Origin of the sequence: Erysipelothrix amsterdamensis, assembly GCF_940143175.1 — a bacterium.
GTDB classification, from domain to species: Bacteria; Bacillota_I; Bacilli_A; order Erysipelotrichales; family Erysipelotrichaceae; genus Erysipelothrix; species Erysipelothrix amsterdamensis.
Genome location: NZ_OW659496.1, coordinates 649,079 through 668,493, shown reverse-complemented (window position 1 = coordinate 668,493; position 19,415 = coordinate 649,079). Strand labels below are relative to the sequence as shown.

At 37.5% G+C, this 19,415-nt stretch carries 22 protein-coding genes; 2 read left to right on the top strand and 20 right to left on the bottom strand.

Annotated elements, in window-relative coordinates:
- Nucleotide 1 precedes the first annotated feature (1 nt).
- From NMG63_RS03195 to NMG63_RS03185, 3 genes are all read right to left on the bottom strand, one after another.
- Nucleotides 2–463 (bottom strand): hypothetical protein, encoded by a 462-nt coding sequence (locus tag NMG63_RS03195; protein WP_003773269.1) that lies wholly within the window; start codon nucleotides 461–463, stop codon nucleotides 2–4.
- 139 nt (nucleotides 464–602) lie between these two features.
- Nucleotides 603–2,087 carry a hypothetical protein gene (locus NMG63_RS03190; RefSeq protein WP_238000178.1) on the bottom strand — a complete coding sequence of 495 codons (1,485 nt, stop codon included), beginning with the start codon at nucleotides 2,085–2,087 and terminating at the stop codon, nucleotides 603–605.
- Nucleotides 2,088–2,096: 9 nt separating this feature from the next.
- A complete protein-coding gene (locus NMG63_RS03185; protein WP_013852826.1) occupies nucleotides 2,097–3,893 on the bottom strand; it encodes a dockerin type I domain-containing protein in 1,797 nt (598 codons plus the stop codon).
- A gap of 152 nt (nucleotides 3,894–4,045) precedes the next feature.
- Between NMG63_RS03185 and trhA the strand changes: the two genes are divergently transcribed.
- Entirely contained in the window at nucleotides 4,046–4,705 is a 660-nt protein-coding gene (gene trhA / locus NMG63_RS03180) for a PAQR family membrane homeostasis protein TrhA (protein ID WP_013852825.1), read from the top strand.
- Nucleotides 4,706–4,717: 12 nt separating this feature from the next.
- Here trhA and NMG63_RS03175 read toward each other — a convergent pair whose 3' ends face one another.
- The 10 genes from NMG63_RS03175 to NMG63_RS03130 form a co-directional block, all read right to left on the bottom strand.
- The gene (locus tag NMG63_RS03175; RefSeq protein ID WP_003773265.1) at nucleotides 4,718–5,161 is read right to left on the bottom strand and encodes a hypothetical protein; all 444 of its coding nucleotides are present in this window, start codon (nucleotides 5,159–5,161) and stop codon (nucleotides 4,718–4,720) included.
- 71 nt (nucleotides 5,162–5,232) lie between these two features.
- Entirely contained in the window at nucleotides 5,233–6,297 is a 1,065-nt protein-coding gene (locus NMG63_RS03170; RefSeq protein WP_238000176.1) for a M50 family metallopeptidase, read from the bottom strand.
- Between the two features lie 9 nt (nucleotides 6,298–6,306).
- On the bottom strand, nucleotides 6,307–7,074 hold the full coding sequence (locus NMG63_RS03165) for a phosphatidate cytidylyltransferase (protein ID WP_254007567.1): 768 nt from the start codon (nucleotides 7,072–7,074) through the stop codon (nucleotides 6,307–6,309).
- A 1-nt stretch (nucleotide 7,075) separates the two neighbouring features.
- Nucleotides 7,076–7,756 carry an undecaprenyl pyrophosphate synthase gene (uppS, locus tag NMG63_RS03160; RefSeq protein ID WP_003773262.1) on the bottom strand — a complete coding sequence of 227 codons (681 nt, stop codon included), beginning with the start codon at nucleotides 7,754–7,756 and terminating at the stop codon, nucleotides 7,076–7,078.
- Between the two features lie 2 nt (nucleotides 7,757–7,758).
- A complete protein-coding gene (gene frr / locus NMG63_RS03155; RefSeq protein ID WP_003773261.1) occupies nucleotides 7,759–8,304 on the bottom strand; it encodes a ribosome recycling factor in 546 nt (181 codons plus the stop codon).
- Between the two features lie 2 nt (nucleotides 8,305–8,306).
- Nucleotides 8,307–9,020, bottom strand: coding sequence for a UMP kinase (gene pyrH, locus NMG63_RS03150; RefSeq protein WP_254006299.1), 714 nt, complete (start codon nucleotides 9,018–9,020; stop codon nucleotides 8,307–8,309).
- Nucleotides 9,021–9,071: 51 nt separating this feature from the next.
- Nucleotides 9,072–9,956, bottom strand: a complete 885-nt coding sequence (gene tsf, locus NMG63_RS03145) for a translation elongation factor Ts (RefSeq protein ID WP_003773259.1) — start codon at nucleotides 9,954–9,956, stop codon at nucleotides 9,072–9,074.
- Between the two features lie 2 nt (nucleotides 9,957–9,958).
- Nucleotides 9,959–10,882: a 30S ribosomal protein S2 gene (gene rpsB, locus NMG63_RS03140; RefSeq protein WP_003773257.1), complete on the bottom strand. Its 924-nt coding sequence runs from the start codon at nucleotides 10,880–10,882 to the stop codon at nucleotides 9,959–9,961.
- 155 nt (nucleotides 10,883–11,037) lie between these two features.
- Nucleotides 11,038–12,180, bottom strand: coding sequence for a pyridoxal phosphate-dependent aminotransferase (locus NMG63_RS03135; RefSeq protein WP_013852821.1), 1,143 nt, complete (start codon nucleotides 12,178–12,180; stop codon nucleotides 11,038–11,040).
- A complete protein-coding gene (locus tag NMG63_RS03130) occupies nucleotides 12,170–12,553 on the bottom strand; it encodes a hypothetical protein (RefSeq protein ID WP_254007440.1) in 384 nt (127 codons plus the stop codon). Before NMG63_RS03130 ends, NMG63_RS03135 begins: the two co-directional genes overlap by 11 nt.
- Nucleotides 12,554–12,703: 150 nt before the next feature.
- Here NMG63_RS03130 and NMG63_RS03125 point away from each other — a divergent pair, with 150 nt between their 5' ends.
- Nucleotides 12,704–14,008, top strand: coding sequence for a serine hydrolase (locus NMG63_RS03125; protein ID WP_254007439.1), 1,305 nt, complete (start codon nucleotides 12,704–12,706; stop codon nucleotides 14,006–14,008).
- 30 nt (nucleotides 14,009–14,038) lie between these two features.
- On the opposite strand, the gene trmD is transcribed toward NMG63_RS03125, so the two are convergent.
- The 7 genes from trmD to pyrR form a co-directional block, all read right to left on the bottom strand.
- Entirely contained in the window at nucleotides 14,039–14,761 is a 723-nt protein-coding gene (trmD, locus tag NMG63_RS03120; protein WP_003773253.1) for a tRNA (guanosine(37)-N1)-methyltransferase TrmD, read from the bottom strand.
- Nucleotides 14,761–15,258, bottom strand: coding sequence for a ribosome maturation factor RimM (gene rimM / locus NMG63_RS03115; RefSeq protein WP_254007438.1), 498 nt, complete (start codon nucleotides 15,256–15,258; stop codon nucleotides 14,761–14,763). The genes trmD and rimM overlap by 1 nt, the downstream gene beginning before the upstream one ends.
- Before the next feature lie 34 nt (nucleotides 15,259–15,292).
- Complete coding sequence (locus tag NMG63_RS03110; protein ID WP_003773251.1) at nucleotides 15,293–15,541, bottom strand: KH domain-containing protein; 249 nt, start codon at nucleotides 15,539–15,541, stop codon at nucleotides 15,293–15,295.
- 2 nt (nucleotides 15,542–15,543) lie between these two features.
- Nucleotides 15,544–15,816, bottom strand: a complete 273-nt coding sequence (rpsP, locus tag NMG63_RS03105) for a 30S ribosomal protein S16 (protein ID WP_013852818.1) — start codon at nucleotides 15,814–15,816, stop codon at nucleotides 15,544–15,546.
- Between the two features lie 82 nt (nucleotides 15,817–15,898).
- On the bottom strand, nucleotides 15,899–16,837 hold the full coding sequence (locus NMG63_RS03100; RefSeq protein WP_051009462.1) for a 3'-5' exoribonuclease YhaM family protein: 939 nt from the start codon (nucleotides 16,835–16,837) through the stop codon (nucleotides 15,899–15,901).
- Entirely contained in the window at nucleotides 16,827–18,803 is a 1,977-nt protein-coding gene (locus NMG63_RS03095) for a glycosyltransferase (RefSeq protein ID WP_254007437.1), read from the bottom strand. Before NMG63_RS03095 ends, NMG63_RS03100 begins: the two co-directional genes overlap by 11 nt.
- A 96-nt stretch (nucleotides 18,804–18,899) precedes the next feature.
- The gene (gene pyrR / locus NMG63_RS03090) at nucleotides 18,900–19,406 is read right to left on the bottom strand and encodes a bifunctional pyr operon transcriptional regulator/uracil phosphoribosyltransferase PyrR (RefSeq protein WP_003773247.1); all 507 of its coding nucleotides are present in this window, start codon (nucleotides 19,404–19,406) and stop codon (nucleotides 18,900–18,902) included.
- Nucleotides 19,407–19,415 lie beyond the last annotated feature (9 nt).

The following is a 19,415-nucleotide window of genomic DNA, read 5'->3' as shown; positions in this document are numbered from 1 at the left end:
ATTAAAAGTCCTCCAATTCAAATACAACCGATAAATCATCCACATCTACAAATACTTCTTTATTTTTAGTTTTTAATACGTATACAAGTTTGTCATCATACACACCAAAGCGAATCTTACGATTTGAAATGTCCAAAGACTCAGCCAGATCATAAACGGGCTCATAAGTGACCATATCATGTTCACCAAAAGCATCTAAAGCCTTATTAAACCATACAATTTTAGATCCTGATTCTTCTTTAATTTCGGTTATGTAATAGACTTGATCAAGCGAAAAACGACTCAATAGACGAGCCTCTTGATATCCTTTTAATTTCATCATTGCTTCCACATGCAATTGGTCTTCACGTTCATAAGCACGGCGAGGTCCACCAATAAATCCTACATAGCCGATATAGATTGTCAAAACGATTAGGAAAATCAAAAATACATTTGTGGAAAATGCTTTAACTCTATTTTTCATGTTCACACCTCAATCATTATTTTACCATAATTACAAAGAAAACGGCGGACATTCCACTGGAATTATCTAGAAATCAATCTTCTTACCAATCAGGACCGACTTCTAGAATAATGATATAAAAAAAACTGAATTGCTTCAGTTATTTTTTCTTAAATTTAAGCAAACCTTTACGCTCTAAAATACTTGCGATGAGTCCGCTCGACACAACTGCTAAGGCGCCAGAAAGTCCCCAAGTCGCAGTAACATACGCATTATCGACATGATCAAAGCCTACAATAGACCACTCGATATTTTTTTCAGTATCAAGATTATAAAAACCTTGCTTCCCTTTGGCATTTACTCCATAAATCAACTGCGATTCATTTTCTAAATCCCATGCTTTATATGTTTCTTTAAATTTCAAATCTGGATCAATTTCAAGGATTTTCTTATCCAATTCAAGTGTGTGATCCACATAAGTTGCTTTGTTAACCTTTTCATGGTCCCTACCGTTTGTAGTTGAATGGATAAAGAATGGTTCTTTTTCAGATTGTAGCATCATCACCGCATCGCCTAAAAACTCATCATCTTTGTTGAATAATCGCCATGATGCTTCCCCATCTACAAGAGTTAACATTGCTTTAAGATTGTCGTTACCAAAACCGTTGATCTTTTGGTCACCAATTTTAATCTCCGTTTTTTTTAATCCGATTTTATCCATGTATCGATCCAGCAGTTCATCTTCATAAACCGTTACGTCTTGATCCTCCATCTTAACAACAGTAGGTTCATCTAAATTTTGTTTCAAAGTAAGTTTATACTCTTTCACAACATCCTCTTGAGCACCACGAATCGTAATAACATGTTCTTTAACATCTTCTTTAAATTCGTACTCTTTATCATAGGTGAGTGTTACATCACCTGATGTTGAAGCGACATCTAAAAGGAATTTATTAACACGCTTTGGAAGCGTATATTCATATTCAGTTTTACCCTCTTCGATTTTAATGGTTTTAAGAGTTTCACCATATAGTTTCGTATCACTGGATACGATATCAATCGATTCTACTAAGAGCGATTTCGCAATTTCTTCTTTACGTTCTTTCTCTGCTTGTTCCGCTTCAGCTTGAAGTTCCTCCGGTGTTTTGGACGGTGCTTCGGAACCACCTTGGTTTGAGCCGCCTGAAGATCCACCTGAAGATCCACCTGAAGACCCACCATTTCCTGAAGAAGATCCACCACTTGAAGGTGCAACAATCGATACTTCTTTAGATCCTCCGATTGAAAATTCAGAATTACTTCCTGACGTAGTCGCCGCAGTTCCCGAAACTGAAATTACCACAGTACCACTTGATCCAGCCGTTACTGAGATGTTAGCACTCTCCGTTTTGCTTTCACCACTACCATAGGCGCCACTCGATGTCGCGCCACCGGCACTACCATTTGAAACTGACGTACTATATGAAAAATATGCAGTCTCGGACGCATTGAATGTTAATGTATAATACCCTGTTTCCCCGGGAGCAAGTGATGAAGGACCCGAAACTGAAATACTCCCACTTGCTGCATGAACTGTATTCATATTGAACGGTAATAAGAGGACCGTCATGAGCCCCACAACAACTATTTTAATAATTTTCTTCATGATTCACCTCTAGTTTAAGTTACTGTTTCCTAATAAATGACTTTTAATCATCGCTAAATCTAATAACGAAAGCTTACCATCACCATTAACATCTGCTCTTGCAAAACTGTCACCACTAAGTTTTGAATTTCCTAATAAATGACTTTTTACCATCGCAAGATCAATTAGCGATATTTTTCCATCTCCATTAACATCCCCGCGTTTCATATTTGTTTCTTTATGCAATTTCCCAGCAACTGTCTTCACTTCACTACCCTTTACATACCCATAGTTATGATTTTCATTATAGGGTGTCTTAAAAGGTCTTGTCGTTGTATCCCAAGGCATTAAATCGCGATTCGATGTTAATAATGGATCCGCAGCGATTTTATACCACACCTCTGAACCCTTCTTAATCTCATCAAGAATTAATACATGTTGTCCTGTAACGTTTAATTTGTAAATCGAAGCAGAACTACCATTTGCTTCTTTATAAACCGACGGGGATCCACTGGATGTAACTAAACCAATGGTATATTGTTTGTAATCTTTCATACCCATATACCAATCCATAATATAGAAATACTCTGCTGCTTTTTCACCCCAAAAAGGATCCGATGAATACTTAACATTAATTCCACTTTGTTTATCTCCGAGGTATCCACCAAAGTAGTTCGCTTCAGTAACATCCATATAATGCCAATTCAGAAAATGAGTCATATGATTTGAGATGGACATTCCAACACTTTCATAGACCGTTGCGGATTCTGGTGATGAGTCATAAGCTTCATGCCCAAATATGTTTTTATCTTTTAATGCAATATTACTACGACCCCATCCCGATTCATTAACGGCAGTTCCAAATGTAATGAGTGGGTTAATACCATATTTCTTTCCTTCATTTATGAAATGACTTTCCGATCCGACGAGTAAGGACTCATTCGGTTTTAAATTTTCTACTTCTGTAACTTTTGGTGAAGGTGCCGCTGTATACCCTTTACGTGCTAGATATTTATTAATATCTTGAGCGGTAACAGCTGATTTTGCGCGGTTGGATAAAAATTGGTAGTAGTTATACCATGGGTTTGTTGAATTCAATGCCCCTGCATTTTTATTTAGTTTTAAATCCGCAACCATGGTTTTTAGATTTGTATAAAAGTAATGACCATCTGCGGAATAGTAGTTAACACCTTGGCGTAAATAACTTGGTGCGGGTCCTAATAAAATGGTTGCAGCTTTCGTTTGGTTTGCACCCCGACTGATATAGTGAACCAGTTCATTATCACTGTTCACTTTATACATATTCATCGATTTAGCTTCCGCAAAACTATATTCTCTAAAGTTTGATGCGTTAACCCAACCTACTGCCCCTGCGATTTGAATTTGGTAGCGATTGTTTTCTTTTTTATAGAAAGGAAAGACACCACTGTAAAGCACACCATCGGAAATATACGTACGCGCTGCTTCTCCTGTTGATTTATTGTAAAGGAGAATGGTCGATTTCCCAGATCCATTCGGTTCAATTATACCCTCAGTGCGTTGTGCACGTGCTCCAGCAGAAAAACTCCGCATTTGATTTAACACGGTTACCGTTTCATTATCCTCGCCTCCAAGTGATGGGACCTCTGGATTTTCATTCAAATCTAATTCCCCCAAGTCCTCTTCGTCACGAAGTTGTTCTATTTCCGGATCAAGTACTTGTGTAAAACCTTCCAGACCCTTCTGGTCAGCATGGATTGATGCATTTGAATTTACAACTACAATTCCTAAAATAACAGCACAAATTATTAGTTTTAAAAGTCTCTTTTTAAGTTGAGAAAGCTTCATATTCACCCACCGCCTCTAGTGTAAAATATACCATAATTCCCTCACAATCACAATTCAACGACTGAATCATGAACAATATTTCACATACCGACATGCATAAATATACTGTTAGTTCATATGTGGATAGTGTAGAATAAATCTAGGAGGTAATTATGACAAACGAAAACTCAATGAAGCACATGGTCAAACTTTCTTTTAAAGAAGAGATTTTAAACTGTGTTTCTCACGGAATCATGGCTCTAGCGCTCCTCATTAGCCTTCCCTATGTTTCCATTCATGCATACAAAGATGGTGGTGCTTTGCTCGCTACTGGAGAAGCCGTATTTGTAATCTCTTTATTTTTTATGTTTTTAGGATCAACACTTTATCATTCAATGGAATACGGCTCAAATCATAAGTATATCTTTAGATTTCTTGATCACAGTTTTATTTTTGTAGCAATCGCGGGGAGTTACACACCCATTGCCCTCTATGCAATCGGTGGCAGCTTTGGAATCGCTATTGTATTAATCCAATGGTTAATGGTTGTCCTGGGAATTCTTTATAAAGCTTTAGCTAAAAATGCGAAACCATCAATCACCGTTGGAATTTATCTTGTAATGGGTTGGACGGCCGTTGTACTTATTCCCCGTCTATTAAAAAATACATCGCCACTATTTTTAGGACTTATCGTTCTTGGTGGTCTTCTGTATAGTATTGGTGCATGGTTTTATATGCAGAAAGATAAACAGTATTACCATTTTATCTGGCATTTGTTTATTAATTTCGCATCCGTCGCACACTTTGTCGCAATCGTATTCTTTATGGCATAAAAAAAGAGCAGATTAATCGTCTGCTCTTTTGTATGGGCAATCAAATACATATTCTTGTTGTGCATCCACGACACGTCTCATATCGCCATCCGCGACATAATCATGCTCATGCATCCATTCTGCAATTCCCGTATGAACATCCACAAATGAATCCGCAACAATACGTATCAACTCATCGGGTTTCTCTTGAACAAATTTAATCGGTCCAAGGTCTTCAATCGGTTCTTTCACAGCAATGAAAAGCTTAACATCAACAAGTTCGATACGATCTTCTGAATCATATGCGACTGTATAGTTATATTCTGGCTCTGTTAATTCAACATTAAGACGAATCAATTCATTACGTAATGAATCAATTGCTTTTAGGTATAGATTACGTGAATAATCAGGTACCGTAATCTCCATAGTAGCCAGCCACATTTTATCTAATGAAAGTTTTTCAATTTTATACGCCATAAAATACTCCTTTTGACCATTATAACATAAAAAAAGGCTATTGCCTTTTTTTAACTTAAATACACTTGGGATTAGCCAATTAGTTTTCGAATATCATTAAACATGATAAATACAAAGAGTGCCATAATCATTGCAACTCCAATTGACATAATTCCGTTTTCAATTTTTTCTGGAATCGGTCTTCGAATAATCATCTCGATAAGTGTTAGCAGTGCACGTCCACCATCCATTACTGGAATCGGAACAAGATTGATCACCGCTAAACTCACAGACAATTGCGCAATCAAACTCAAGAAGAATATAAATCCTTGGCTCGAAATCTGTGATGTGACTTGATAGATACCAATTGGTCCACCCACAGAATTAAGACCAACACCATGCACAAGACGACTTAAAACAAAACCAAGTTGTTGGATTATCGTGCCCAGCATCGTAAATCCCATGCCAAGTGATTCAAAGAAATTCAAATCACGATGTTCACCACTGATTGCCTGCACACCAATGAGATAACGTTCTTCTTCTTTATTAAACTCTGGTTTAAGTTTTGTATCTACTTCATTACCATCACGCATCACCGTAACAGTCACTTCGTGATCTTCATAGACCATGATGCTTGTAACCAATTGATTAAAATCATGAGGCTTCACAACTTTACCATCATCAAAAGTAAGTTTGATAATTTCATCGTTGATGCGCAATCCTGCTTTTTCTGCTGGAGAACCTTCTGCGATCCCAGCTACAATTGGTTTTGGTGCATCAACTGTACCAAGATGCATCGAAAGTCCTGTGAAAATCACAAAAGCTAAGACTAAATTCATAAAAATACCTGCAAGCATAACAATAAGACGCTTCCAAGGTTTGATACCAACAATGGTACGTTCACGATCGACACCAAAATCACCTTCACCAGGCTCTCCTGCCATCGACACAAATCCTCCTAAAGGTAATGCTCGAATTGAGAAACTTGTCTCCCAACCTTCTTTTTTATATTCGAAAATTTTAGGTCCCATGCCGATTGCAAACTCGTTACAATAAACACCAAAAACCTTTGCAGCCATAAGATGACCTAATTCATGAATGAATACAATCAATCCCATAACTAAAACAAAATAAAATATATTGAGTAATATTTGCATGCAAACCTCCTATATAAAGATTGTAAGTATAATATTAAATGTTAAGAGTGCAAAAATAACACTATCAACACGGTCTAACACCCCACCATGACCCGGGAATATATAACCAAAATCTTTCACATTAAAATGACGTTTGATTGAACTGAATGCTAAATCACCAATTTGCCCGATAAAAGGAATAATAAGTGAACCCACGATGATTACGTTAAGTGGTACATAATTAATGATGAACATTGATCCAAAGATAAAGGATAGAAGTGCTGACATCGTATAACCAATGACTTCACCCTCAATTGTTTTCTTAGGCGAAATACGTTCAATCAGCTTATGTTTCCCAAACATCATTCCTCCAAAATACGCAAAGGTATCCGTTAAGTAGGTTGCAAGGAGAACATAAATAAACACAAGTTTGTCATACTCTAAAACGACCGTCACCGCTTGTACTGCAAGCACTAACATCATAATTAAGATAAACATATACGAAACATTATCGAAAGTATACCAGTCAAAGAATACGGTCAATGCAAAGAGTGTCATGATCAATACTGCTGTAAATGAAGGTATATACTCAGGTAGAATTAAGCCACCTGTAATGGTAAATGCAATGATGACTGGGACTATAATCGGTTTTAAACGCTCTTTATTGAGAAGATATATTTCATAAGCTCCCAACAGGATTAAACCCATTATTAAAGTAAAAAGAGCCCCGTTCCCTGCAAATAAAGCTGCACTAAAAACAGCGACTAATACAATGGCAGTGGTTATGCGCTCTTTCATACTAAAGTCCTCCAAATCTACGATTTCGTTGATTGAAATCCTCTACACACGACTTAAACATTGGACGATCAAACTCTGGCCATTGAACATCTACAAAGAGAAGTTCCGCATACGCTAATTGCCACAATAAGTAATTCGAAAGTCGGCGATCGCCGCCTGTGCGAATTAAAAGATCAACAGGTGGTAATCCAAATGTATCTAAATACGATTCAAAAACTGTTTCCGTTACAGTCTCGATTCCATCATCCACTATTGATTGCGCAGCACGTACGATTTCATCCCGTGAGCCATAATTCAATGCGAAATTAAGAATGAGTTTATTGTTATCTTTTGTGCGTTCAACCGCATTATCCATTACCTTGCGCGTGCGTGCTGGAATTTTCGTTAAATCACCAATGGTTCGGATTTGAATACCTTTTTCCATCAATTCATTTAAGAACTTTTCAAAAAACACAGCAGGTAATTTCATGAGATAATCAATCTCTTTTTGAGGACGTTTCCAGTTTTCAGTCGAAAATGCATACAATGTAATGACCTCAACACCCAAATCTAAGGCTTCCAAAGCAATATCACGTACATTCTCACTACCGTAGTAGTGACCGAATGTACGTTCTTTCTTTTGCTTTGTTGCCCAACGTCCGTTACCATCCATAATGATGGCCACATGTTTTAGGCTATTCATAATTAAATTGTCATGATTTCCTTAACTTTGTCTTTAGAAATCGCATCAATTTTCTTTGTAATATCGTCTGTAAGTTTTTGTACATCATCAAGAAGACGTTTCTCTTGATCTTCTGGAAGATCTTCAAGATTCTTGATTTCATCATTTAAATCACGGCGAACATTACGTGCAGCTACTTTAGCATCTTCCGCTAAAGATCCTACTTGTTTTGAAACTTCTTTACGTGTTTCTTCTGTTAATTGAGGCACATTGATACGTACTACCGTACCATCATTTTGTGCTAATAACCCGAGGTTACCGTTGTTGATTGTATGTTCAATTTCTTTAAGTGCAGATGGATCAAATGGCTTGATTACCAATTGACGTCCTTCTACTACAGAAATTTGAGCAATTTGTTCAATGGGTGTTGCTGAACCATAATAGTCAATTGACACTCCATATAACATTGACACATTGGCACGTCCTGAACGTAAACCACCTAAGCGTGTCTCAAAGTTTTCAATTACTTCGTCCATTAAAAGACGACCATCGTTAATGATTGATTGCATCTTTATTTTCCTCCCTTAGATACGCGTGTTGCTACTGCTTCACCTTTTACTGCTTTTATTATATTATTTTTTTCATTCATATTAAATACAATTAAATCAATATCGTTATCCATACACATTGACGTTGCAGTTGTATCCATAACGGCAAGTTCTTCTTGAATAACATCCATATAGGATAAACTATCATATTTTAAGGCATCCGGATTAATTCTTGGATCAGAATTATAAACACCATCAACACCATTTTTAGCCATTAAGATTACATCGGCTTTAATTTCTGATGCGCGAAGTGCTGCAGTAGTATCCGTTGAAAAATATGCAGATCCTGTACCCGCACCAAATACAACAACACGTCCTTTTTCTAAGTGACGGATTGCACGACGTGGAATAAAGGGTTCTGCAACCTTAGTCATATCAATCGCTGTTTGAACGCGTGTTTCAACACCGTTACGTTCTAAAGCTCCTTGGATTGCTAAAGCGTTAATTACTGTGCCCAACATTCCCATGTAGTCAACTTGCATGCGATCGATGCCTAATTCTTCAGCCATTCGACCTCTAACAAAGTTTCCTCCTCCGACAACGATAGCAACTTCGACACCATCATTGACAATTGTTTTAATTTGTTCTGATAAATCATCGAGAACGACCGGATCAAAAATTTCTCCATCTATTGATAGAGCTTCACCGCTTAATTTTAACAATACGCGTTTATACATGTTGCACGTCCTTTCAAAAAGGACACAGTGACTGTGTCCTTATATCATAAATTAAACTTGAGCTGCTTTTGCAACTTCAGCTGCGAAATCTTCTTCGCGTTTTTCAATACCTTCACCAACTGCGAAACGAATGAATGATTCAACGTTTGCATTTGCTGATTTAAGTACTTGTGAAACCTTAGCTTTACCATCTTTAAAGAAAATTTGGTCAACTAAAGAGATGTCTTGCATAGATTTGCTTACACGTCCCTTAATGATTCCTTCAACTACTTGTTCTGGTTTGTTTGAAAGTGATTCGTCATTTTTAACGATTTCAACTTGAATGTTTGTTTCGTGATCAATGATTTCTGAAGGAATTTCAGCTTGTGACACATATTGTGGTGACATTGAAGCAATTTGCATTGCCATGTCTTTTGCTAATTCTTCATCAGCGTTCTTAAGAACTGCTAATGCTGAAATTTTTCCACCCATATGCATGTATTCACCGAATACTTCATCATCTGATTTTTCAACGATTGCAAATCGACGTAATGTAATTTTTTCTCCGATTGTAGCTGTTGCAGCAACAACTAAGTCAGATACTGTTTGTCCATTAACATCAACTGCTAAAGCTGCATCTAAATCTGCAGGATTAGCTTCAAGAAGTACGTTGCTTAATGTATCAACGAGTTCTACGAATTGAACATTCTTAGCAACAAAGTCTGTTTCTGAGTTTACTTCGATAACAATACCGCGGTTTCCCTTAACAGTAACCTTTGTTGTTCCTTCAGCAGCAATACGACCTGATTTCTTCTGAGCATTTGAAATACCTTTTTCTCGTAACCAGTCAACTGAAGCTTGGATATCGCCTTCAGTAGCTTCAAGAGCTTTCTTACAGTCCATCATTCCAGCTCCAGTAAGATCACGAAGTTCTTTAACTAACTTTGCACTAATCATCTTTACGCCTCACTTTTTTCTGTTTTTGTTTCTGTTTTTGCTTCTACTTTTTCATCACGATTGTTTGTTGGACGGTCAGTACGTGTATAACGTTGTTGACGACGACGATCATCGCGTTTACGACGTTCTTCAAAACGTTGACGACGACGACGGTCATTTTCAGCAGCTTGTTGTTCTACATTAACGATAACGTCTTCCATTGTGATGTCTTCTACATCTTGATCTTGGTAAGCAACTTGTAATACGCCACCTTTTGGTTCGATCATTGCATCTGCCATTAATCCCACGATTGTACGGATTGCGCGGATTGCATCATCATTACCAGGAATTGCGTAATCAACTGCATCTGGATCACAGTTTGTATCAACGATTCCAAATACTGGGATTCCTAATTTACGAGCTTCAGCAACTGCGTTAGCATCTTCAATTGGGTCTACCACAAATAATGCATCTGGAAGTTTCTTCATTTCTTTAATTCCACCTAAGAAGTTTTCTAGACGGTCTTTTTCTTTAAGTAATAATGATACTTCTTTTTTAGTATAAACATTGATTGATCCGCTGTTTTCCATTTCTTCAATTTCAACTAAACGACGAATTGATTTTTGGATTGTACGGAAGTTTGTTAATGTACCACCTAACCAACGTTGGTTGATAAAGAATGATCCACTACGTAGTGCCTCTTCTAATACGATTGTTTGAGCTTGTTTCTTTGTTCCTACAATTAAAAGTTTACCGCCTTTTTCTGCGATATCTTTCATTGCTGCATATGCTTCATCAAGTTTTTCTTGAGTTTTATTTAAATCGATAATGTAAATACGATTCTTTGCAGCATAAATATATGGTTTCATTTTTGGATTCCAACGACGTGTTTGGTGTCCATAATGAACTCCGCTTTCTAATAATTTCTTCATTGTCACAACTGACATAACTAAATTCCTACCTTTCCGTTAGTCCTCCATCATTTCTAAAGTAGACAACTCATCGTGAGCACGGGGTCTACGAATCCATGATGTGTGAATTAGGCATTCTTTTGATGCCATTGTTTATTTTATCATAATGTCCTTGCTTAAACAAGGTTCTTTCACGATTTATCCATGGTAAAATCTTTGATAAATCGTTCCAGTCGATCCAGCCCTTTTTCCAGCACTTCTAAAGGGCTTCCGTAAGAAATTCGAATAAATCCTTCTGTACCAAAATAGATGCCCGGTATTGTTACCAATCCATACTCTTCCGCAAGTCTTGTTGCGAAATCTTCTGACGACATACCAAAGTGTTGAATTGAAGGAAAAACATAAAAGGCTCCTTCTGGTTTTACATAAGGAAGTCCCATTGCATCCAATCGTTTTAATACGTAACTTCTTCGAATTGCATAAGCTTCAACCATATACTGTGTGTCCACATCCAACGCCGCAATACATGCCGGTTGTGAGAAACTTGAGATTCCGGTCACAAGATTTTGATGAAGACGATGCATCAACTCAATGAGTTCCGCTTCCGCTATCACATACCCGACACGCCAACCGGTCATTGCATGGGACTTTGAAAAACTTTGAGTAATAATAATTTGATCTTGAAGATGCTCATCCATACGCAATGATGGAATATCCCCTTCATAAAGCATCGAACGATACACTTCATCGACAATAACATAAATATCTGATCGTTTTGTTAACACATCACGAATTGCTCGAATACTTGTTTCATCGTAGACCACGCCGGTTGGATTGTTTGGAGTCGCAAAAAGAATTGCACGGGTACGTGGCGTCACCACGTTCTCAAGCATCTCAGGCGTTACTTGAAATTGAGTTTCACTTGTATTAACTAACACAGGTTTAGCTCCCGCAAGGGTAACTTGAGTTTGATACAATGGGAAACTCGGTGTGAAAATCACGACTTCATCCCCTTCGTTCACCACAGACCAAATCGCTAAAGTAAGACCTTCTGTTGCGCCATTTGTGATAATAATATTTTCGGATTGGTAAGGACGGATGTTAAATTGTGATTCATGACGCGCAATCGCATCCCGCAAATCTAAATTTCCAATGGCAGGTGGATAATGCGTTTCATTTCGCATCAATGAATCTACCGCCGCTTGCTTAATAGCATCCGGTGTATCCAAATCGGGTTCTCCAATCGTTAAGAAAACCATATCCTCACGCCCTTGATAACGTGCCGAAAACTGACGTATGCCACTTAGGGTTAATGCTTCAATCCTACGCTTCATCCACATACCTCCAGTCGCTTGTTTGATAAATTGCATAAAGTGGAACTTCGTTCCCATTGATCGTAAGAACAGTCTTCCCAAAAGCATTCTCACGTTGACCATTCCAAGAATTAAACTGACCAAATAGTCGTGTAACAATCGTACCCAACCATACATAATCGGTTAACCCACCAACAACTACAATCTTATCAGGGTTGATCGTTTCAATTTCTTGACGGACAACACGACACAACTCAGGTTTTTCAATTTCATAGACATCCATTAATTGTTCATTTGGAAACCCTTTTCGTAAATCCAAATATTCAAAATCAAGGTTTAAATCGGTTAGTTCTTGCTTTACAGAATCCCGATCACCGATAACTAATAATTTCATGATAGACCTCTTTTCTCTTCTAGTGTTATTTTATCATAGAACTTCTAAATTCAAGGTATGAATCATCTGCCATTTATAATTTCAGTTGTTTTTTACCCATTCCTTGTTAATTTATCGTATGATTAATTAAACTTATATTGAGGTATTATTATGAAACAAAAAATTGTCCTAACATTTTTACTCTTAACCGCTACGTTATTACCCATCAAAGCTGATGGAAATCATGACCTAATTCCCATCTATGATTTAGACTTACAAAGTCAGAACTATATTCTCGTTGACCCTAAAACAGGTCAAACTCTAGCCGAAAAAAATCATGACGCATCAATCCACCCCGCTTCCATCACAAAGGTACTCACCGTAATTACCGCGATTGAAGCTTTAGGTGAGACATCACTTGACACACTTTATACAATCCCTCCCGAAGTATTTGAAGGCTTAGACCCAATCGCTTCAGTAGCAGGATTTCAAGAAGGTGACCAAGTAACACTGAACGATTTACTTCATGGAATCATGTTACCCTCAGGTGCTGATGCAACGCGTGCAATATCATCCTACCTTACACAGGATCCCGAAAAACTTGTAGTTAAAATGAATCGACTCGCCCAACGCATTGGTATGAAAAACTCACACTTTGTCAATACAAGTGGACTGGATGACCCTAAACACCTTACAACACTTGATGATCTTGCTTTACTTCTAAGGTACGCATTAGAAAATCCAACATTTGAATCCATCTATAAAACAGAGACTTACCTCACGTCCTCAACACCATCTCATCCAAATGGTATCGAACTTACAAACGAATCCCTTAGCGTCGCACATCAAAAGGGTTATACCATGATTAAAGGTGCCAAATCCGGAACGACTGATCTAGCAGAGCGTGCACTTTCAAGTGTTGCGGAAGATGCTTCACAGTCCTATATATTCATCTCAACCAATGCACCCTTTGAAAACCGTCTGTATACTCAAGTTATTGATCACGGAACTGTCTACCAACACGTAATCGAAAACTACCAATATGTGCCTTTACTGTATAAAAACACTACAATTCAAACCATACCCATCAAACACGGACGAACTGATTTTGAAATTTGGTTTAAAAACGATATTATGAGTTACCTACCGAAAGATTATGATCCTAAAGATATCAAGATTGAGTTTATTTCCAGTCAGAAAGAATTTGAAGCACCCTTACCAAAAGATTTCAAAATGGGTGAAGTTCGCTTCAATTACAAAGGAAAGCAATTGCTTGAAAAAGAAGTTATTAATAATGAAATTATCAAACTTTCATATCTTAAAGTAGCTTTTGAAGCTTCAAAAATCATTGGATTTATACTTGCTGTTGGCTTAGGGATTTTAGGCGTTGTCTATTTAATCTATCGCCAATGGAAAGATTATCGAGACCATAAATACTACCTTAAAAAATTGGATCGACGATCCCGTAAAGACTAAAAAAAGAACCTTTCGAAAAAGGTTCTTTTTTTAGTTTTCCTCTTCAACAACTTCTTGAAGTAATTTTGCTTCTTTTGGGCTAAGGTTTCTCGCTTCCAAAAGATCTGGACGTACACGATAAGTCTTTCTTAACGACTCTTTTAAACGATACGTTTCAATATTCGCATGATGACCACTCATAAGAACTTCAGGAACATCTTGTCCTTTATAAGAGCGTGGACGTGTGTAATGTGGATATTCTAATAAACCATCACTAAATGAATCATCTTCATGGGATTCTTTGGTAATAACACCATCGACAAGACGTATCACAGAATCCGCAATAACCATCGCAGCCGTTTCACCACCCGTAAGAACATAATCACCGATAGACATTTCCATATCGACATAACTTCGAATTCGTTCATCAAAGCCCTCATAATGACCACAAACCAAAATTATATGACTCTCTTTACTTAGATCATACGCTAAAGATTGTTTCAAAGTCTTCCCTTGTGGGGTTAGCATAATAACAAGTGACCCTTCTGTACGAGTCGCTTCAATCGCATCAATAACCGGTTGACACATTAACACCAAACCGGCCCCACCACCGTAAGGATAATCATCAACACGGTTGTGTTTATCTTCTGTAAAATCACGCATATCTACAACATCAACTTGAATCAAATCACGTTCAATTGCTTTACTAATAATGGATGACTCTACAAAACCTGTAAACATTGATGGGAAAAGGGTTAAAATACTTACGCGCATTAGAGCCCCTCCATCCAGTTAATATCAATACGCTTTGATTTGGTATCAACATCTTGAATAAAACGTTCGACAAAAGGCACCAAAATATCGCGTTCTTCAGCTTTAATACGCAATACAGGATGAGCTGGTGTCTCCATAATCTCAGACACAACACCCAATTCAACACCCTCTGAGAACACAGTACAACCTTCTAAATCAATAAAATAATATTGATCTTCTGGAAGTTCGTGTTGTGATTCGCGATCAATCGATATCTCCCCTTTATGGAAAAACTCAACATCATTAAGCGAATTTAATCCTTCAAATTTAATCAGAATCGATCCGTGATGACGGCGGAATGACTCGATAACATAATCCGTAGTTTTACCACCTAATTTGAAATGAACTCGTTGACCTGGTGCAAAACGATCTTCCACAAAGTCTGTTTTAGGTGCAACTTTTAATTCACCCTTAATACCAAAGGGTTTTTGTATAATACCAATAATAATATGTTCCATATAACCTCCAAAAAAAGGATGTATTGCTACATCCTTAATATGATTCAAATTTAATTGAAATACGTTGATCAAGGACACGTGAACCAATTGCCATTGTTTGACGAATCGCATGTGCCATCGTCCCTTGTCGACCAATTAAACGAGCAATGTCTGCGCTATCCGCATAAATCGCAAGTATAATTTCATTTTCATCTAAGCTCGGTAACCTTTTGACACTCAAACTCTTTTCTTCCTCCACAAGTGGAAGAACTAAATCATAAAGAATATCTTCAACCGGTTTCATGATTATTTCGCTAATTTAGATTCGTGGAAACGAGTCATGATTCCTTCTTTTGAAAGAATACTACGAACTGTGTCTGATGGTTGAGCTCCAACTGATAACCATTTTAGTGCTTTTTCTGCATCAACTTTAACTTCAGCTGGTGAAGTTGTTGGATCATAATATCCAACGATTTCGATGAAACGTCCATCACGAGGTGCGCGTGAATCTGCTGCAACGATTCGGTATGAAGGTTTTTGTTTTGAACCCATTCTTCTTAAACGTAATTTAACTGCCATGTGTATAGCCTCCTAATAATTTTAACGTAATTGTTAATTTCCTTGTTAAGTATATCATAACAGGAAGTGGTGTCAAGTGTTTTTACTTGACACCCTTTGCTTTATAGAAATTTCGATTATCAAGAGCAAACATACGTGTACTAAATTCGCCCTCTTCAAGATCATCATAGAACTTTTCAAACATATTCGTACGTGCATCAATGTTATCAATAAACGTTAGCATCTCAGCTTCTTTGATCATCGGTAAGACCGGTGATCCGTATTCCAATTTACCGTGATGCGATAGAATCATATGACGTAATAATAACACTTGTTCCGTATCTTGATGACCAAGACGCGTAGCTACCTCTACAAAATTAGAATGTTCAATCGAAATATGCCCTAGCAATTTCCCTTTTGCACTATACTCACTTAACATTGCTGCCGTGTATTCCTCAATTTTACCCATATCATGAAGAATAACGCCTCCAAGTAATAAATCCCGATTATAGATTGGATACAAGTCACAAATGCTGTTAGCAAGTTGACACATCCCAAATACATGCGTTGCAAGGCCCCCAACAAAATCATGATGATTCCGTGTTGCAGCAGGATATTGGTAGAATTGTTCACCACAATCCACTAAAGATGCTTCAACAAGTTCTTTAATAATTGGATCTTCAATTTGATCTTTAAACCCATTAATTTGTTCTTTCAAAAATTCAATATCGTATTTCGACGCATTCACGAAATCACTTAATACATACTCTGATTGTTCTTTAATTTCGATATTATGAATTCGCAACTGCAAACTTTGACGGTATTGTAAAACATCACAATGTACCACACCAATTAAACCCACTTGAATCAACAATTCTTGTTCTGGCTTAACATCCCATATCTTTCCTTCAATCTCACCGGTATCATCTTGTAACGTAATTGACATATAAGGTGCACCATTTTGAGTTACCCCTTTTGTATAACGTGAAATCAACAACGGTACTGTGTTTTTTTGACCGGCTTCAAATTCTTTAATCTTCATTTTCATACTCCTCCAGAACACGTGCAATCATATCGTAATCGTAACCACGTGATAATGCATGTCGTACAACACGATTTCGTGTTTCACGCGCATCATATTTACGAGCATAACGTGCAGTGCTTTTTTCCATAACTTTTTTAAGACTTTCAAATTCATCGGTCTCATCAAATTCATCTTTAATCAAGCGACCCACAATATCGTTAATCACTTCAAAACCATAACCTTGTCGTTGGAGATGCTGACGCAATTTCGACTCGCGTTGACGACTTGAACCATCACGCAATGTCTTCATAAACGTTTCAGCACGTCGAACACCCCGCTCAGTATAGTCATCATAGTCTTCATCTTCTAATGCAGATAAAATACGATCTGCTTCAAATCCACGTTTGCGCAAGTCCTCAACGATACGTTGATTCCCACGCATTTGCTCACGGTGATAATCCACTTTATCTCTAAAGTAACGATCATCATCAATAAAACGACGACGCTTAAGTAATTCAATGACAATATCAACTTGCTCTTGCGTTAACTCAAGTTTCTTATGCAAGTATTCCGACATTTCAAATGAGGTATAATCTTTAATCCCAATTCGCGATAACGCTAACTGGTATGCTTCATAGATGGCTTGATCATCCTCAATTTCATTTAGCTCGTTTCGTGACAATTCGCGACCCACCTCAATTCCTCTCCGATCAAACACATACTGATCAATCACCATGCGTTCATCACTATCTTTCGATTCAAAATCAATAAATACTTCTTCTCCAACACGTTCTATTCCCGTAACAACATAACGTCCAAAGTATGTATCAATGGCACGTTGGTATACTGTCAATACACTATCTGCAAATTTCGAACTATCAAAGGTCGATGCTTTTTGAAGTGCATTGGATTTAAATTGTTCTAAAAGGTCTTTGTCTGATTGTAGAAGATGTTGCGCTTTATCCGCAAACTCTTCTGATGATTCGAATAAATACCCCGTCTCACCATCTACAATAATACCCTCAAGCGGTTTATCGGGACGTGCAAACACACATAAGCCACAGGCTAATGCTTCAATATACGTCAAGCCTTGTGTTTCTGTTAACGAGGCTGAAATAAACGCATCTGAAACATGATAGAAATTCACAACATCATTTGCATCAACAGGTCCTACAAAAATGACAGAATCTTGAATCCCGATTTTTTGAGCTTGATGTAAAAGATCCTTATCAGAAGGTCCACCACCAACAATTAAGAGTTTCGCTTCTACATTCCTCTTTAAAAGTGCAGCGAAAGCATCAATAACAACATCGATACTCTTTTCCTTAGCAAGTCGACCAATATATACAAATGTTGGCTGCGAACCTAAATGGTATGACACACGAATTTCTTGAATCCGTTCTTCATTCCGGGTCGCAAACCGCGTTAGATCTAATCCTGTAGGGATTACAGCAATCTCTTTACGTATATCATAACCCAACAACATTTTCTTCGTTTTATCCGACGGCGAAATAATCACTTGAGCCTGTTTTGTAAACATACGACTCATCTTCGCAATTGCTTTTTTGGATAGTTGATCAACGGACTTAAGTCCTAATAAATTTACATAATGAGTATAGTCCTCATAGGTTGTATGATACGTTGAAACTAGAGGTAGGTGTAGGTTTTTCGCGACAAGTCGCGCAAACATCCCAACACCAAATTCTGAATGAACATGCAGCACATCCAAATCCATCTCTTCAATAACACTCATCGCTTGAATGTGTAATGGACTACTCATAACATAGCCATACAAAAATTTCAATTCTAAACCTGGAAGTCGTAATACGCCATCTTCATAAGTCGTGCTTAAAATTGACGGTTGGTTTGTAATCACAAAAACATTATGTCCTTGCGCTTCTAACGCATTTTTTAAAGTAACTATTGACGTTACTACACCATTTATATCCGGTGTATAAGTATCTGTAAATAAACCAATTCTCATTGAGAATGCCTCCTTTGGCATTTAAATTCACTGTATTAATAATAATCTAATTTAGAGAAAATATCAAAAAAAGACACCCCGAAAATGGGGTGTTCGTTAATAAAGGACCACACATTCTTCTGAATCATCTTCACGAAGTTTTACTTTTACGGTTTCATTGAGTGATGTTGGAATATTCTTACCAACAATATCTGCACGAATTGGCAGTTCACGATGACCACGATCAACCAAAACTGCTAACTGTACGCGTTCAGGTCTACCGTTATAGATAATACCATCCAACGCCGCACGAACCGTACGACCTTTAAAGAGCACATCATCTACAATCACCACAACACGATCTTGAACACTGATTGGTAAGCGGAATGCTTGATCGGATGCTTTCACGTCATCACGCCAGTAACTGATATCAAGTGATGCTACTGGAACTTTAATATTTTCGAATTGATACATAAGTTTTGCCATACGAAATGCAAGTGTTGCACCACGTGTTTCAATTCCTAACAATACAACTTTATCGAGCCCCTTATTCTTCTCAATAATTTCGTGCGTCATTCGAATGAGCGAACGATTAATTGCACTTTCATCCATTATAGTTTTCATAATTTAACA

What these genes read in the sequence shown, in the direction of transcription:
- NMG63_RS03195 (WP_003773269.1), bottom strand. Translation starts at nt 463, where the DNA reads ATGAAAAATAGAGTTAAAGCATTTTCCACAAATGTATTTTTGATTTTC.
- NMG63_RS03190 (WP_238000178.1), bottom strand. Translation starts at nt 2,087, where the DNA reads ATGAAGAAAATTATTAAAATAGTTGTTGTGGGGCTCATGACGGTCCTC.
- NMG63_RS03185 (WP_013852826.1), bottom strand. Translation starts at nt 3,893, where the DNA reads ATGAAGCTTTCTCAACTTAAAAAGAGACTTTTAAAACTAATAATTTGT.
- trhA (WP_013852825.1), top strand. Translation starts at nt 4,046, where the DNA reads ATGACAAACGAAAACTCAATGAAGCACATGGTCAAACTTTCTTTTAAA.
- NMG63_RS03175 (WP_003773265.1), bottom strand. Translation starts at nt 5,161, where the DNA reads ATGGCGTATAAAATTGAAAAACTTTCATTAGATAAAATGTGGCTGGCT.
- NMG63_RS03170 (WP_238000176.1), bottom strand. Translation starts at nt 6,297, where the DNA reads ATGCAAATATTACTCAATATATTTTATTTTGTTTTAGTTATGGGATTG.
- NMG63_RS03165 (WP_254007567.1), bottom strand. Translation starts at nt 7,074, where the DNA reads ATGAAAGAGCGCATAACCACTGCCATTGTATTAGTCGCTGTTTTTAGT.
- uppS (WP_003773262.1), bottom strand. Translation starts at nt 7,756, where the DNA reads ATGAATAGCCTAAAACATGTGGCCATCATTATGGATGGTAACGGACGT.
- frr (WP_003773261.1), bottom strand. Translation starts at nt 8,304, where the DNA reads ATGCAATCAATCATTAACGATGGTCGTCTTTTAATGGACGAAGTAATT.
- pyrH (WP_254006299.1), bottom strand. Translation starts at nt 9,020, where the DNA reads ATGTATAAACGCGTATTGTTAAAATTAAGCGGTGAAGCTCTATCAATA.
- tsf (WP_003773259.1), bottom strand. Translation starts at nt 9,956, where the DNA reads ATGATTAGTGCAAAGTTAGTTAAAGAACTTCGTGATCTTACTGGAGCT.
- rpsB (WP_003773257.1), bottom strand. Translation starts at nt 10,882, where the DNA reads ATGTCAGTTGTGACAATGAAGAAATTATTAGAAAGCGGAGTTCATTAT.
- NMG63_RS03135 (WP_013852821.1), bottom strand. Translation starts at nt 12,180, where the DNA reads ATGAAGCGTAGGATTGAAGCATTAACCCTAAGTGGCATACGTCAGTTT.
- NMG63_RS03130 (WP_254007440.1), bottom strand. Translation starts at nt 12,553, where the DNA reads ATGAAATTATTAGTTATCGGTGATCGGGATTCTGTAAAGCAAGAACTA.
- NMG63_RS03125 (WP_254007439.1), top strand. Translation starts at nt 12,704, where the DNA reads ATGAAACAAAAAATTGTCCTAACATTTTTACTCTTAACCGCTACGTTA.
- trmD (WP_003773253.1), bottom strand. Translation starts at nt 14,761, where the DNA reads ATGCGCGTAAGTATTTTAACCCTTTTCCCATCAATGTTTACAGGTTTT.
- rimM (WP_254007438.1), bottom strand. Translation starts at nt 15,258, where the DNA reads ATGGAACATATTATTATTGGTATTATACAAAAACCCTTTGGTATTAAG.
- NMG63_RS03110 (WP_003773251.1), bottom strand. Translation starts at nt 15,541, where the DNA reads ATGAAACCGGTTGAAGATATTCTTTATGATTTAGTTCTTCCACTTGTG.
- rpsP (WP_013852818.1), bottom strand. Translation starts at nt 15,816, where the DNA reads ATGGCAGTTAAATTACGTTTAAGAAGAATGGGTTCAAAACAAAAACCT.
- NMG63_RS03100 (WP_051009462.1), bottom strand. Translation starts at nt 16,837, where the DNA reads ATGAAGATTAAAGAATTTGAAGCCGGTCAAAAAAACACAGTACCGTTG.
- NMG63_RS03095 (WP_254007437.1), bottom strand. Translation starts at nt 18,803, where the DNA reads ATGAGAATTGGTTTATTTACAGATACTTATACACCGGATATAAATGGT.
- pyrR (WP_003773247.1), bottom strand. Translation starts at nt 19,406, where the DNA reads ATGAAAACTATAATGGATGAAAGTGCAATTAATCGTTCGCTCATTCGA.